Source organism: Skermanella mucosa (assembly GCF_016765655.2).
Classification (GTDB): domain Bacteria; phylum Pseudomonadota; class Alphaproteobacteria; order Azospirillales; family Azospirillaceae; genus Skermanella; species Skermanella mucosa.
On record NZ_CP086106.1, the window covers coordinates 5,718,183 to 5,730,454 of the forward strand.

The window sequence follows — 12,272 nt, forward strand, 5'->3', positions numbered from 1 at the left end:
TCCCGGCGCTCAAGGCGCCGGGTTCGAACGGGCCGGCGACGGCATCAGCCGTTGCAGGAAAGCCGGCACCACGAAGCGGCCCTTGGAGGGTGCCGCCGCCTTGGCCCCGAAGCTCTGGGTGATACGGTCCAGGATGATGGCGAGCAGCACCACCGCCAGGCCGCTCTTGAAGCCCAGCCCGATGTCCAGCCGCTGGATGCCCTGAAGTACCACGTTGCCCAGGCCGCCGGCGCCGATCATCGAGGCGATCACGACCATCGACAGCGCCAGCATCATGGTCTGGTTGATGCCCGCCATGATCGACGGCCGGGCGTTGGGAAGCTGCACCCGGAACAGCAACTGACGGTCGGTGCAGCCGAAGGCGCGGGCGGCCTCGACGATCTCGACCGGGACCTGCTGGATGCCCAGCGCGGTCAGGCGGACCGCCGGCGGCATCGCGAAGATGACGGTGGCGATGATGCCGGGGACCCGGCCCAGGCCGAAGAACATGACCGCCGGGATCAGATACACGAAGGCCGGCATGGTCTGCATGAAGTCCAGCGTCGTCTTGGAGATGCCCTCGACAATCTTGCTCCGCGCCATCCAGACGCCCAGCGGCACGCCCAGGATCAGGCTGAGCATGGTGGCCGCCAGCACCAGGCCCAGGGTCGAGATGGTCTCGGTCCAGAGGCCCATGGAGACGATCAGCAGCAGGGCCACCAGCGTGAACAGCCCGAAGCGCAGGCTGACCCGCCAGCCGGAGAAGGCGGTCAGCAGGACGATCATCAGCCAGATCGGCAGGGCCAGCAGCGCCCCGTCGATCGCGGCGCCGAAGCCGTCCACCACGGCGGCGATGCCGTCCAGGAACGGCTGGAAATTGTCCAGGATATAGTTGACGAGGTCTTCGACCCAGATGTCGAGCGGGATCTCGAAGTTCATCGGTTCAGCCCTCCCGATCCAGGGTTCTGAGCAGCGACGAGGGCGAGATCGAGCCGACCAGCTTGTTCTCGCCGTCCACCACGGGGACGGGGCATTCGGTCGAGGCGACGGTGCGCATCACCTCGTGCAGCGGCGTCTCGGACGAAATCGGATCGACGTCGGGCAGGAAGGCGTGGACGAAGCGGGGCTGGTCCTCCGCCGCCAGCGCGCGCTCCAGCGAGCTGCGCGACACGGTGCCCTGGTAGCGCTGGTCCTGGTCGTGGACATAGCCGTATTCCTGGTTGCCCCCGGCCAGCTTGTCCAGTGCCGGCTGAAGCACGCCCGGCGTCCGGACGACGGAAGTCGATTCCTGGAAGTCCGCCACGTCGCCGGCGCGCAGCACGCGCGACACGTCCACGTTGCGGAAGAAGGAGCGGACATAATCGTCGGCCGGGTTGCGCAGGATCTCGAACGGGGTGCCGATCTGGACGATGCTGCCGCCCTCCATGATGGCGATCCGGTCGCCGATCCGCATCGCCTCGTCAAGGTCGTGGGAGATGAAGATGATGGTCCGCTTGTGCTCGCGCTGGAGGCGCAGCAGCTCGTCCTGCATCTCGGTCCGGATCAGCGGGTCGAGGGCCGAGAACGCCTCGTCCATCAGCATGATGGTCGGGTTGTTGGCGAGCGCCCGGGCAAGCCCGACGCGCTGCTGCATGCCGCCCGACATCTCGCGCGGATAGCGCTGGGCATACTGCCCCAGGCCGACCTGCTCCAGCGCCTCCAGGGCGGCCTCGTGCCGCTTCTGCTTGGGCACGCCGGCGATCTCCAGCCCGAAGGCGGCGTTGTCGAGCGCGGTCAGGTGGGGCATCAGCGCGAAGGACTGGAACACCATGCTCATGTCCTTGCGGCGGACCCCGATCAGCTCCTTCTTGGACATCTGCACGAGGTCGCGCCCGTCGAACACGATCTTGCCGGCGCTCGGCTCGATCAGCCGGTTGAGCAGCCGGATCATGGTCGACTTGCCCGATCCGGACAGGCCCATGATCACGAAGATCTCGCCGCTGCGGACCTGGAAGCTGGCGTCCTTGACGCCCACCGTGACGCCCAGCTTCTTGAAAACCTCGTCCTTGGTGGCGCCCGCGTTCAGCATGTCGAGGGCCGGCTTCGGGTCGTCGGCGAAGATCTTGTAGACGTTGGAGACGTCGAGCCGCACGTCGCCGGCGACGTCCTTGGACTTGGCGCCGGCCGGTCTGGGTACGGCCGCAGGCGCCGATGCAGTCCCGGTGGCCGCCGGAAATGAGCGCAGCGGAGCCGATTGAACGGAGTCTTTGCTCGTTATGCCCTCGAACGCTGCTTTCATCTCATGGTCCTCTTCCCTGTTTTTACATCGGTTACCTGCAACTGTACCCGCATACTTACTTCATTCAACGAATTATTCCCTGTTCGATCAGGCATTCGTAGATCGCAGACGCCGCGTCTTCGGGCGACGGCTGGACCATCAGCCTGCCTTGGCCGGCCCGGGTCTCGGTCGCCGCCCTCAGGCGGTCGAGCGCCGTGCCGCCCCGCCGGGAGCCCATCAGCCTCGGTCGGGCACGCCACGGCCGGACGGCGCAGTCCTCGAGGAAGGCGTCGCCGGCGCCGTCCGCGGGGAGGATGTCGATGCTCCCGCGTCGGGCGCGGGCGAACGCGCTCTGGCGCGCCGCCGGTGCCGACCCATGCAAAGTCGCGACCAAGGGCAGCCCGGCGGCGACCAGCCGGCGCCGTCCGCGCGGCAGAGCCTGCGTCAGATCGGCTCCGTCACCGGAAAGTTCCAGCGCGACAACGTCCGGAACAAGCGTACGTTCCAGCGACCTTGCCATAAGATAAGGCACCATGCCGCTGTCTTCCCCACCCTCGGCGACCGCCCCGGCCAGGACGAGCGCCGGCGCCAGCGTCCGCAGCCGGGACGCCAGGGCCGGGACCGGGTCGGCTCCGGACGCCAGTTCCAGCACCTCCAGCCTGTCCAGGCCCATGCCGAGATAGTCGCGGAGCGCCGGGTTCGACGGGTCGCCGGCATGGAGCGCGTGGACGCGGGCGGCATGGCCGGTTTCGACCAGCCGAAGCGCCAGTTCCAGCGCCTGGGCGTCTAGCGGCGCCCGCCGGGCGCGGCCCGACGCCGGATGGCGGCCGGCGGAGAGCAGGACGGCGACCTCGATCATTCGATCGTCAGCCATGGCCACCCCGCTCGCGGCGGCGTTCCCGCGCATGCCGGATCAGGGCCGGCATGACCGCCTGCGCGTCGGCCACGATGGCGAGGTCGGCGCGCTTGATCATCTCGGCGTGAAGGTCGGTGTTGACGGCGATGACGTGCTTTACCTCCGTGATTCCTTGCAGATGCTGGGGCGCTCCCGCGATCCCCAACGCGAAATAGCAGCGCGCCGTCACCAGGGTGCCGGACGCGCCGATCTGGCGGTCCCGGGGCAGGTGCCCGGAGTCACAGACCACGCGGCTGCCGCCGCGCGTGGCTCCCAGCACCTCCGCAAGCTCGGCGAACGAAGCCCAGTCGGTCAGGCCGTTGCCGGCGCTGACGATGAAGTCCGCCTCGGCCGGCGACAGCCGGTCGGGGTCGGTCTCCAGCAGGCGCGCGGAGCGGATACCCGCCGACGCCGGGAAGTCCGGGACCGGTGCCGGGATCGGCCGCGCCTCGTGGCGGACATCGTCGAGCGGCGGAACGGCGTCGGGAGCGATGCTCATCAGCCGCGCCGGGGCGCGGCTCAGTTCCGATGAGCCGCCGCGGGCACGCCGGCCCGCCTGGGTCGGTGTCAGTGTCTGGACACCCGGAAACAGCCGTTCGCCGGTAGCAGCCGCGACGCGGCGCGCCAGATCGGCACCGCCGGAAGCACTCTCGGCAAACAGCACGTGTCGCGGCTTCAGACTGTCCACCGCGGCGAGCACCAGGGCGGTGCGTCGCTCCGGGCAATAGCCGGCAAATAGTTCGAAGTCAACCTTCATAACCCGATCGATACCGGCGGCACCCAGGTCGGACTCCCTGTCGAGGCCGGCGGAGAGCGCCGCCACCGCCCCTCCCCCGGCATCGGCGAGGATGCGCCCGGCGGCGATCACCTGCCGGTCATGGTCGGTCATCTGCCCGTCGGGCTGGTCCAGGACGACCAGCACCAGGAAGGCCGGATCGTCGATGATCCGGACGGAAGGACCGGCGGCGGCGGCGGTCTGCAGGCGACCCTGCTGCCCCGGATGGGCCAGGGCGGCGCCGCTCCAATCGAAGCGACGGCGGGCTCCGACCTGGACGGCGGCCCCGGCGCGCTCCGCCCGGGGATCGCGGCGGCGCCGCCCGCCCGGTGCCGGGGCGGCTCCCCGGGCGATGCGCCGGCGCGGCTGTTCGGACACCGTCAGGGCCAGCAGTTCGGCCCGGGGATCGCGCCGCTTGCGGGTCATGGCCGCGGCTCCGTGGCGGCCAGGACCAACTCGGCGATCTCGGCGACCTGCGGCCTCGGTCCGACCACGCCTTCCAGCATCAGCGCGCAGTTGGGACAGGCCACCGCCACCGTCGCGGCGCCGGTCGCGCGGGCATGGTCCATGCGGACATCGGGGATGCGCCGCTCGCCCGCCACGTCGGTCAGCGGCGCCCCGCCGCCGCCGCCGCAGCAGCTCGACCGCAGGCCGGAGCGCTCCATCTCGACGCGGGCCACGCCGATCGCGTCGAGCAGGGCCCTGGGTGCGTCGATCTCGCCGTTGTAGCGGCCGAGATAGCAGGGATCATGATATGTCACGGAGTCCGAAAGCCGGCTCTCCGCCTTGAGCCGCCCGTCCCGCAGCAGGTCCAGCAGGAAGGCGGTGTGGTGGATCACCGGGACGTCGAGCCCGAACGGCCGGTACTCGTTGCGGAGCGCATGAAGGGCATGAGGGTCGGCGGTGACGATGCGGTCGAAACGATAACGGCGCAACGTGGTGACGTTGCGCCGTGCCAGATCCTGGAATGTCGCCTCGTCGCCGAGCCGTCGGGCGACGTCGCCACAGTCCAGCTCTTCCGCCCCCAACACCGCGAAATCGACCCCGGCGCGGCGGAGCAGCTTCACCAGCGCCCTCAGGGAACGCTGGGTCCGCAGCTCGAACGCCCCGTCGCCCAGCCACAGGAGCACGTCGCACTCGCCCCTGTCGGCCAGCACCGGCAGGTCCAGGTCCACCGCCCAGTCCAGCCGCCGGGACAGCGGCCGTCCGCCCGGATTGTCGGTCGCCCGAAGCTCCTCCAGCATGCCGGCCGCCTTGCCCGGCGTGGCGCCCAATTCCAGGGTCTGGAAACGGCGCAGGTCGATCACCGCGTCCACATGCTCGATCATCATCGGGCATTCCTGCACGCAGGCGCGGCAGGTGGTGCAGGCCCACAGGGTGTCGGGATGCACCGTCGGGCCGATGACGGGTTCGGCGGGACCGCCATGGGCATTGCCGACGGGGCGCCCGGGATGGCCGTGGCCGGCATAGTTCCGATCCGATCCATCCTCGTCCAGCGCCGTCACCAGGTCCTGGATCAGCTTCTTGGGGTTCAGCGGCAGGCCGGCGGCATAGGCCGGGCAAGCCGTCTCGCACCGGCCGCATTGGACGCAGGCGTCGAATCCCAGCAGCCGGTTCCAGTCGAAGTCCATGGGTCGCTCGGCCCCCAGCCTCGGCGCCTCCAGGTCGAGCGGCCGGATCGCGCTGTCGCGGCCGGCACCGTCCCGGAACCGCAGGGGCCGGGGATGGGCGACCAGATGGAGCGCGCCGTGGACGGCGTGCTTCAGGGGTCCCTTCCAGACGCCCAGCACCAGTTCGGCGCAGCCCCAGGCGCCGGCCAGGACCAGCGCCAGGGCCAGCCAGCCCGGCAGGACGCCCCCGGCGGCTTGGTCCAGGGCCACCGCCAGGAAGGCCGCGGCATAGGCCAGCAGCGCGAAGGGCAGCCGGCTGAAGCGTCCGCCGGACAGTTCAGCCGGCCGCTCGACCCGGCGGCGCCAGCCGACCATCAGGCCGCCCGCCAGCATGGCCGCCAGCGCCAGGCTCAGCAGGCCCCAGACCGCGCCGTGCCGCAGGGGTGGCAGCGCCAGCGCCACGATCAGCACCAGCGAGGCGAGGAAGCCCCCCGCCGTCAGCGCGTGGAACCGGGAATTGAAGCTGTTGCGCGCCACGACCTCGTGGACATCGACCAGATAGCGGCGCGGCAGCGCCTTCAGCCCGGCGACGATATCCACGTCGGCCGCGCGGCCGGCTCGCCAGCGCCGGGCCTGGACCAGGGCCAGCAGCAGGCCGGCGGCCAGCGTGGCGATGACGATGGCGGAGAGCGTCGTCGCGATCATGCCGGCACTCACAGGTCCTTGCACAGGCGGGCGGCGTCGTAGATCGCCGCATGGATGTTGCGCCCGGCGACCCCGTCGCCGATGCGGTAGAGGACCGCGTGCCCGTTGCTCCGATGGGGTTGCGGCCGGCCCTCGACCAGGGCCCGCAGGTCCATCTCACCCCGGTTCACCGAACGCTCCTTCAGGTCGAAATACAGGCCCTCGTTGGGCAGCGTGCCGAACTCGACCACGACCTGGTCGACCAGCCGCTCCTCCTCCTCGTGGGTGAACTCGTTGCGCAGCACCGCGACCAGCTTGTTGCCCTCGCGATAGATCTCGGTGAGCTGGAGGTTGGGCGACATGACGACGCCCAGCTTGTACAGCTCGCGCAGGTGGATCGGCTGGTTGGTGGCCCCGACCTCCTCGGCGATCATGCGATCCTGGGTCGCGATCTCCACCAAGGCGCCTCGCTTCGCCAGGAACTCGGCGCAGGACGAGGCGTGGTGCTGGCCGGTCCCGTCGTACAGCAGGATGTTGTCGGCCGGCTCCACGGCGCCGGACAGCATGTCCCAGGTGGTAACGGCCAGCTCAGCGCCCTTGACGTCGCCCCGGCTGGGATGGCCGCCGGTCGCCAGGATGATCACGTCGGGCTTCTCCGCCTCGATCAGGTCGGGTGTCGCCTCGACGCCCAGCCGCATGTCGGTGCCGAGCCTGGTCGCCTGCTGGGTCAGCCAGCGGGTGATCCCGGTCAGGGCCTCCCGCCAGGTCGCCTTGGCGGCGATGGTGATCTGGCCGCCGGTTGCGGCGTTCTTCTCGAACAGCACGACGGAATGGCCGCGCTCTGCGCACACCCGAGCCGCCTCCAGCCCGCCGGGGCCGCCGCCGACCACCACGACGCGCTTCTTCTCCGTGGCCTTGGGAATGACGTGGGGCATCGTCCGCTCGCGCCCGGTCGCCGCGTTCTGGATGCACAGGGCGTCGCCGCCGGCATAGATCCGGTCGATGCAGTAGCCGGCGCCGACGCATTGCCGGATGTCGTCCATCCGCCCTTCCATCAGCTTCCGCACCAGGTGCGGGTCGGCGATATGGGCGCGGGTCATGGCGACCATGTCCACGTGCCCCTCGGCCACGGCGCGGCCGGCGGTGTTCAGGTCGGTCACCCGCTGGGCGTGGAAGACGGGGATGTCCACCTCGCGCTTGATGGCGCTGGGCAGGAACAGGAAGGGGGCAACCGGGAACGACATGTTGGGCAGCACGATCGCGTGGGCCAGATGGTCCCGCGCCTGTCCGCCCAGGATGTTGGCAAAGTCGATCAGCCCGCGCCCGGCATAGGTCCGGGCGATGGCGACGCAGTCCTCGTGGGTCAGGCCGTCGTCGATCAACTCGTCGCCCGACATGCGGATGCCAATGACGTAGTCGTCGCCGACCGCCTCGCGGCAGGCCTCCAGCACCTCGATGCCGAAGCGCATGCGGTTCTCCAGGCTGCCGCCGTACTTGTCGGTACGCCGGTTGACCGAGGGGCTCCAGAACTGGTCGATCAGGTGGCCGTGGGCGGCCGACAGCTCGAATCCATCCAGACCGCCCTCCTTGCAGCGGCGCGCCGCGGCGGCATAGTCGGCGACGATGCGCCGGATGTCGGTGTCCTCCATCTCCTTCGGGATGGTCCGGCCCGCCGGCTCCCGCCGGGGCGAGGCGGACACGGTGGGCAGCCAGTTCTCGGTATCCCACTTGGTCCGGCGGCCCATATGGGTGAGCTGGACCATCAGCGCCGCGCCATGGGCGTGGACGCGGTCGGAGAACTCCCGGAAGAAGGGGACGACGCTGTCGTCGGCGACCGAGATCTGGTTCCAAGGGGCCGCCGGGCTGTCGAGCGCCACCGACGACGAGCCCCCGAACATGGTCAGGCCGATGCCGCCTTTCGCCTTCTCCTCGTGATAGAGCTGGTAGCGCTCCTTGGGCTTGCCGTCCGAGCCGTAGGATGGCGCGTGCGACGTGCTCATCACCCGGTTGCGGATGGTCAGGTGCTTGATTTTCAAGGGGCGGAGAAGCGCTTCGACGGGAGACATTTGACCTCGGTTCCCCATCATTGTGACAGTCCCAAGAATTCGCTGGCGGTGGCAGGGGCACCTGCCCTAGCGCGACAAATTTCCGTCAAGTTGCGACAAGGTGTCCGATACCCCTTCCGCGGCATCCGGCAGCTTGAGAAAACGGCCGCGCCCGCATACCACCGGGTGGAGAACAGGCAGGCACAGGCTCCACCCGGATGACGGACGAGACGGAAGGCGAGGATGGGAAGCGGCGCCTGGTCAGCCGGCACGACCAGTTCGCGAAATACCTTCTGGATCAACCCGGCATCGCCGACGCGTTCCTTCGCGAACGGCTGCCGGCGGCGGTGGCGGCCAACCTTTCCGACGCGCCGGCGGTGGACAGGTCGGAGAGCTTCGTCGACGCCGCCCTGCGGGAGCGGCGCGGCGACAGGGTCTACAGCCTGAGCACCCGAACCGGCGACCCGCTGCTGACCTGGGCGCTGGTCGAGCACAAGAGCACGCCGCACATCAACTCGCTCCCCCAGCTCCTGACCTATGTGAGTGGTGCCGCCGTACGGGGCGCCGTCCGGCGGGTCATGCCGGATGGAAGCGTCTGGATGGTTCCCGTTCCGGTGTACGCGATCATCCTGTATCATGGGAAACGGCCATGGTCGCTGCCGACCCGGCTTCGGGATGCCTATGGCGTGCCGGGTGGGATGGTTGAAGCGGGGCTGCTCGATTTCGGCTATGTCCTGATCGACCTGGAGACGATCGCCGATGACGAATTGTCCCGGCATCCCGATCTTCAGGCGGGCCTGCTGGTGCTGAAATACGCGGGCAGCGACGCCGACCCGCAGGAAACGCTGGAGCGGCTGCTGACGATCGGGGCGGCAGCCGGCCTGGCGGTGATCGTGGCGGTGGTGAGGTACCTGTTCAGCGCGGCGGAAAACCTGGACCGCCAGCACTTGAGGACGATCTTGGGCCGCATCGTGCCGGAGGAGAGTGAAATGATCATGTCGAACGCGCTTCGCGAAGTCATGGCCGAGGCCCGCGCCGAAGGCGTGATCCTGGGCGAAGCCAAGGGCCAGGCCAGGGGCAAGGCCGAGATGCTGCTTCGCCTGCTCGGCCGACGCTTCGGCGCGGTGCCGGAGGAGACTGTGCAAAGGGTGCGGGCGGCATCGATCGAAGATCTGGACAGCTGGGCCGAAACTATTTTCGACGCGCCAACGCTCGACGCGGTTTTTAACGATCTTCATTGAAAAGCGGCGGCGCGGACCCTTCCGCGCCGCCGGGTTTCACTCCGCCGCGGCCGCCAGGGGAGTTCCCGAATAGATCGGGAAACGGGCGCACAAGGTCTGCACCCGCTCCCGAACCTTGGCCTCGACCACTGCGTTGTCGCCGGAACCGCCGGCGGCGGCCAGCCCGTCCAGGACCTGGGTGATCATCTCGCCGACCTGGGTGAATTCCGCCGTGCCGAAGCCCCGCGTCGTGGCGGCCGGGGTGCCGAGGCGCACGCCCGAGGTCACCATCGGCTTCTCCGGGTCGAACGGGATGCCGTTCTTGTTGCAGGTCATCCCGGCGCGCTCCAGGCTCGCCTCGGCGGCCTTGCCGGTCAGGCCCTTGGGCCGCAGGTCGACCAGCACGATGTGGCTGTCGGTTCCGCCCGACACGATATCCACCCCGCCCTCGACCAGCCTTGAAGCCAGCGCGCGGGCATTGTCCACGACCGACCGGGCATAGGTCTTGAATTCCGGCCGCAGCGCCTCGCCGAACGACACCGCCTTCGCGGCGATCACATGCATCAGCGGACCGCCCTGCAATCCCGGGAACACGGCGGAGTTGATCTTCTTGCCCAGGTCGGCGTCGTTGGACAGCACCATGCCGCCGCGCGGCCCCCGAAGCGTCTTGTGCGTGGTCGTGGTGATGACATGGGCCTGCGGGACCGGATTGGGATAGACGCCGCCCGCGATCAGGCCGGCATAGTGGGCCATGTCCACCATCAGGTATGCCCCGACCTCGTCGGCGATTTCCCGGAACGCGACGAAGTCGATCACCCGGGGATAGGCCGAGCCGCCGGCGACGATCAGCTTCGGCCTGTGCTCGCGCGCGAGGTCGCGGACCTGGTCATAGTCGATCAGCGCATCGTCGCGCCGGACGCCGTACTGCACGGCGTTGAACCACTTGCCGGACTGGTTGACCGAGGCGCCATGGGTCAGATGGCCTCCGGCCGCCAGCGACATGCCGAGGATGGTGTCGCCGGGCTGAAGCAGGGCCATGAAGACCGCCTGGTTGGCCTGGGCGCCCGAGTGCGGCTGGACGTTGGCATAGGTGCAGCCGAACAGCGCCTTGGCCCGGTCGATCGCGATCTGTTCCGCCACATCGACGAACTCGCAGCCGCCATAGTAGCGGCGGCCGGGATAGCCCTCCGCGTACTTGTTGGTGAGGACGGAGCCCTGGGCCTCCAGCACTGCGGAGGAGACGATGTTCTCCGACGCGATCAGCTCGATCTGGTCCTGCTGCCGGTGCAGTTCCCGGGCAAGCGAGTCCGACAGCTCGGGATCGCTGTCGGCGAGGCGGGCGGTGAAGAACCGTTCGATGGAGTGCGACATGTCAAAACCCTTCAGCATACGATGCCCTTCAGCATTCGATAAAGTTGACGGCGAGGCCGCCAAGCGAGGTTTCCTTGTATTTCGTCTGCATGTCGGCGCCGGTCTCGCGCATGGTGCGGATCACCTTGTCGAGCGAGACATGGTGCCGGCCGTCGCTGCGCAGCGCCAGGCGCGCTGCGTTGATCGCCTTGGTGGCGCCGATCGCGTTGCGCTCGATGCAGGGGATCTGGACCAGGCCGCCGATCGGGTCGCAGGTCAGGCCCAGGTTGTGCTCCATCCCGATCTCGGCGGCGTTCTCGACCTGCTCCGGCGTGCCGCCCTGGGCGGCGGCGAGGCCGGCGGCGGCCATGGAACAGGCGACGCCGACCTCCCCCTGGCAGCCGACCTCAGCACCCGAGATCGAGGCGTTGCGCTTGTAGAGGCCGCCGATGGCGCCGGCGGTCAGCAGGAAGGTGAAGACACCCTGCTCGCTGCGGCCGAAGCAGAAGCGGTCGTAGTAGTGAAGCACCGCCGGGATCAGGCCGGCCGCCCCGTTGGTCGGCGCCGTGACGACGCGCCCGCCCGCCGCGTTCTCCTCGTTGACCGCGATGGCGTAGAGGCTGACCCAGTCCATGATCGCCATGGGATCGCGGAGCGACGCCTCCGCCCTGCCGTTCAACTCGCGATACAACGCCGCAGCGCGGCGGCGAACGTCGAGGCCGCCGGGCAGCTTGCCCTCCTGCGTCAGGCCCCGGGCGACGCAGGCCTGCATCGCGTCCCAGACGCGGCGCAGGCCGGTGTCGATCTCGGCATCCGTGCGCCGGACCCGCTCGTTGGCCCGCATCATCTCGGCGATCGACAGGCCGGAGGTGCGGGCCGCCTCCAGCATCTGGCTGCCGCTGACGAAGTCGTAGGGTACCGGCGGGGTATCGGCCACGCGCTCGTTGCGGAACATCTCCTCCTCGGTGACGACGAAGCCGCCGCCGATCGAGTAGAAGATCCGGGTGTCCAGCACCGCCCCTTCGGCGTCGAAGGCGGTGAAACGCATGCCGTTGGGATGGCCCGGCAAGGTTTCGTCGCGGTGAAGGACAAGGTCCCCGTCTTCATCGAACGCGACCTCGTGACGGTCCTTGAGCGAGATCCGGCGGCCGGACTTGATGCCCTCCAGGATCCCCGGAATCCGGTCCGGATCGACGGTATCGGGTTCCGCCCCGGACAGCCCCAGCAAGACCGCCCGGTCGGTGCCATGGCCGACGCCGGTCAGGGCCAGCGAGCCGAACAGTTCGGCGGCGACGCGATGCGTACCGGCGAGGAGGCCACGCTCGTCCAGCGCACCGATGAAAGCGGCGGCCGCCTTCATCGGTCCGACGGTGTGGGAGCTGGACGGCCCGATGCCGATTTTGAAGATGTCGAACACGCTGACCGACATGACCACCCCCGTTGGATGTGAGAAAGCC

9 protein-coding genes are annotated in these 12,272 nt (G+C 69.3%); 1 reads left to right on the forward strand and 8 read right to left on the reverse strand.

What is annotated here, in order from left to right; translation table 11 throughout:
- Window positions 1-9 precede the first annotated feature (9 nt).
- From JL100_RS26545 to JL100_RS26570, 6 genes are all read right to left on the reverse strand, one after another.
- Complete coding sequence (locus tag JL100_RS26545; protein ID WP_202683583.1) at window positions 10-918, reverse strand: ABC transporter permease; 909 nt, start codon at window positions 916-918, stop codon at window positions 10-12.
- Between the two features lie 4 nt (window positions 919-922).
- A complete protein-coding gene (gene proV / locus JL100_RS26550) occupies window positions 923-2,257 on the reverse strand; it encodes a glycine betaine/L-proline ABC transporter ATP-binding protein ProV (protein ID WP_202683582.1) in 1,335 nt (444 codons plus the stop codon).
- 64 nt (window positions 2,258-2,321) lie between these two features.
- Window positions 2,322-3,110 carry an electron transfer flavoprotein subunit beta gene (locus JL100_RS26555; protein ID WP_202683581.1) on the reverse strand — a complete coding sequence of 263 codons (789 nt, stop codon included), beginning with the start codon at window positions 3,108-3,110 and terminating at the stop codon, window positions 2,322-2,324.
- A complete protein-coding gene (locus JL100_RS26560; RefSeq protein WP_202683580.1) occupies window positions 3,103-4,332 on the reverse strand; it encodes an electron transfer flavoprotein subunit alpha/FixB family protein in 1,230 nt (409 codons plus the stop codon). Before JL100_RS26560 ends, JL100_RS26555 begins: the two co-directional genes overlap by 8 nt.
- Window positions 4,329-6,221, reverse strand: coding sequence for a DUF3483 domain-containing protein (locus tag JL100_RS26565; protein WP_202683579.1), 1,893 nt, complete (start codon window positions 6,219-6,221; stop codon window positions 4,329-4,331). Before JL100_RS26565 ends, JL100_RS26560 begins: the two co-directional genes overlap by 4 nt.
- An 8-nt stretch (window positions 6,222-6,229) precedes the next feature.
- On the reverse strand, window positions 6,230-8,266 hold the full coding sequence (locus tag JL100_RS26570; protein ID WP_202683578.1) for an NADH:flavin oxidoreductase: 2,037 nt from the start codon (window positions 8,264-8,266) through the stop codon (window positions 6,230-6,232).
- Between the two features lie 197 nt (window positions 8,267-8,463).
- On the opposite strand from JL100_RS26570, the gene JL100_RS26575 reads away from it, so the two are divergent.
- The gene (locus tag JL100_RS26575; RefSeq protein ID WP_202683577.1) at window positions 8,464-9,486 is read left to right on the forward strand and encodes an Rpn family recombination-promoting nuclease/putative transposase; all 1,023 of its coding nucleotides are present in this window, start codon (window positions 8,464-8,466) and stop codon (window positions 9,484-9,486) included.
- A gap of 36 nt (window positions 9,487-9,522) precedes the next feature.
- Here the strand turns inward: JL100_RS26575 and glyA are convergent, their stop codons facing one another.
- On the reverse strand, window positions 9,523-10,836 hold the full coding sequence (gene glyA / locus JL100_RS26580) for a serine hydroxymethyltransferase (protein ID WP_202683576.1): 1,314 nt from the start codon (window positions 10,834-10,836) through the stop codon (window positions 9,523-9,525).
- 28 nt (window positions 10,837-10,864) lie between these two features.
- Window positions 10,865-12,244, reverse strand: coding sequence for an L-serine ammonia-lyase (locus tag JL100_RS26585; protein WP_202683575.1), 1,380 nt, complete (start codon window positions 12,242-12,244; stop codon window positions 10,865-10,867).
- Between the last annotated feature and the right edge of the window lie 28 nt (window positions 12,245-12,272).